The sequence below is a fragment of the Sphingobacterium sp. UBA7253 genome (genome assembly GCF_002472745.1).
Classification (GTDB): Bacteria; Bacteroidota; Bacteroidia; order Sphingobacteriales; family Sphingobacteriaceae; genus Sphingobacterium; species Sphingobacterium siyangense.
On the sequence record NZ_DKSP01000075.1, the window covers coordinates 1 to 2,928 of the forward strand.

The window sequence follows — 2,928 nt, forward strand, 5'->3', positions numbered from 1 at the left end:
CCGCGCGGGATGGGTATACATACGGAGACAGATATGTACGTAAAGCAAACTACATTCGGCTGAGAGATATCATCTTAACCTACAATTTGAAAAATGACTTCCTGCAAAGGGTCGGTCTATCCAATACTCAATTTAGGTTTCAGGTTCAGAATCCATTCAAATATACATTTAGTGGAAATGATATAGACCCCGAATCAATTGATAGACGGACAGGAATAAGGACTCTGCCACAAACTTCATTTTATAGTTTGACATTTTCCACTACATTCTAGCTTTTGTTCGGAAAACAAAAAAGATAAATATCGAAAAATATGACTTTAAATTGGCTAATAAGTTCCATAAAACAGCCAAACCCATCTTCCTGATGGAATAATACATTATAAAATGATGAAAAAAATACTATTGAAATTTTTGATTTTATTAACACTACTAGGTATTCTATCCTGTGGAGACTTTCTGGAAGTAAAGCCCAAAGGTGTAGTCCTGCCGGAAAAATTGACTGACTTTGAAAGCATGTTAAATTCCTTCACAATGACCCAGTCTTTTCCTTCTGCCCTACTTTATTGTACAGATGATTATTATGGCACTTATAGCGCCAAAGATAAAAGTGTCAACGCCAACCTATATTTCTGGCGGGAGGAAAAAGATATTAATGACCAGGTGAGCCCGGTTATCTGGGGGCAATTGTACAGGATCATCTACGATGCAAACGTTATCATCAACAATGTAATGTCTGCTACCGGCAGCAATGATCAAAAGAAAAAAGAAGTGCTGGGAGAGGCTTTATTAGCTCGTGCAGATGCCTATTTTACACTCCTAACAGTGTATGCAAAGAGCTATAATATAAATACTAAAAATACGGACCTAGGACTACCATGGGTAACAACGACAAATGTAACTGATAAAGTCCCCCCAAGAGCATTAATCCAGGATAATATAGACAGTATTGTCAATAACACCCTGCGTGCAATTGACTGTTTGCCATTAAATAATGTAAATCGCTACAGAGCAACAAAAGGTGCCGCAAAAGGATTTCTTTCAAGAGTCTATCTATATATTGCCGACTATACTAATGCCGAAAAATATGCCCTGGAAACTATGGCCGTAGCCCATAAACTAACGGATTATAATACAATTAAGTCAAGTGATGACCTACCTATTGCCGATCTTGATCCTGAAATTTTATGGCAGCGTGGAAGTGAAGATAGAAATGTCCCGGTATTTATGTTGTATTCTGATGAGTTAAAAACATATTTTGATGAAAATGATCTAAGATACAGCATTTTGACGATCAGTAACAACAAAGGAATCAATCGAGGGGGAGCATATGGGGAAGCAAATTTTGGAATAACTTTTCCGGAAGTTTATTTGACCCTTGCTGAACTGGCGGCTCGTTCTAACCGTACCGCTGCTGCTATGGAATATCTAAATATAATCCGGAAAGTTAGAATAAAGGCTTCTGCTTATCAGCCCGCTACTTCACTGAATAAAGATGATGCTTTAAAATTGGTATTGGCAGAAAGGAGACGGGAATTAGCTTTTGGAGCCACACGCTGGATGGATATGAAAAGACTGGATAGAGATGGCCTGATGAAAGACGTCAAACGTATTAACAGGGAAAATTCTGAACTTCAGGAGACATTAACGCCACAAAGTAATCGTTACACTTTTCAGATACCAACTCGGGTGAGAAAATTCAATCCCAACATGCAAGTCAATTAAATGAACATAAAAAAATTAAACAAGATTTTTATCACATGAAAAATATAACACTATTCCTATTTTTATTCTTGAGCATTTCCGCTTTTGCTCAGTCATCTAAGCCAGTCCTTGTTGACGATTTGGTCCCAGAAAAATATAAGATTTCAAATAACTACTTTCCAATTATAAAAGGTAGCTATCTATACAGTATATATGCATTGTCAACAAGTGATTTTATCAGTAAGGCAAGATCGCTACAAAAAGATATAAACGATACTTTTACTAATGAAACGGATACAGGTGCCAAAGCTTTAAAAACAAAAGATGTAAATTATTTCATCAAGGAGGTCGCAGACGCTTACCGCAGAGGATATGGAAAAGATTCTGTTTCTTTGGAAGAATACTATAGACTTATTGGAGCAAAAGCAGATAAAAAGCAGCTGGATTCGGCCTATCAAAAAGCATATCCAAAGAAAATGAGCGAAAGTGACAAATTGCTATTGCAAAATTTCATCGCTGAAACTGAAGAAAATGTCAATGATGAGGACATGTTTAAAAGGTCTGCCAGCTACAGGGAATGGTTAGAAAGTAGAATCATCAAATTAAAGCGAACTAAATATAACGAAGAATCCCCCTTAGGGTATGACGGCGAATACCTCGTCGAACTGAATGTCATCAATAGAGAAATTACCAACCCATTTATGAGGGAATATCTTAATTTTGACTATACCTGTTCTATTTTAAAAATGGTAAAAAATATTGAAGCGAGAGAACAGGCCTACGCTAATTTCATGAAGGTGGTTGTAAGCCCCTATTATAAAGATGAAGTATCAAAGGTATACGCTAATTTTAGAAAAACAGCTGATAATAAACCATCTCCGGAGTTCAATTTTAAAGATGTAAACAATAAAAGCGTATCCCTTAAAGATTTACGGGGCAAATATGTATACATAGATATCTGGGCAACCTGGTGTGCCCCCTGTAAAGCTGAGATTCCTTATTTGCAGAAGATAGAAAAGTTATATCACAATAAAAAAATATCCTTCGTAAGTATTTCTGTTGACAGAATGAAAGATTATGAAAAATGGTCAACTTATGTAAAATCCAACAACTTAGGGGGAACACAACTTATCGCTGATAAAGACTTTAATTCAGATTTTATAAAAGATTATAACATCAGCGCAATCCCTAGATTTATTTTAATAGCCCCTAATGGAACAATCGTAT

3 protein-coding genes are annotated in these 2,928 nt (G+C 36.1%); all 3 read left to right on the top strand.

Features of this window, described 5'->3' with window-relative positions:
- The coding region (locus B2X72_RS07480; RefSeq protein WP_286848871.1) for a hypothetical protein at positions 1–272 on the top strand (272 nt) is incomplete at its 5' end.
- A 112-nt stretch (positions 273–384) separates the two neighbouring features.
- On the top strand, positions 385–1,722 hold the full coding sequence (locus B2X72_RS07485) for a RagB/SusD family nutrient uptake outer membrane protein (protein WP_204991196.1): 1,338 nt from the start codon (positions 385–387) through the stop codon (positions 1,720–1,722).
- A gap of 35 nt (positions 1,723–1,757) precedes the next feature.
- The coding region (locus B2X72_RS07490; RefSeq protein WP_286848874.1) for a TlpA family protein disulfide reductase at positions 1,758–2,928 on the top strand (1,171 nt) is incomplete at its 3' end.

Excerpts from the sequence above, each read along its gene's own strand:
- B2X72_RS07485 (WP_204991196.1), top strand. The coding sequence starts at position 385 with ATGATGAAAAAAATACTATTGAAATTTTTGATTTTATTAACACTACTA.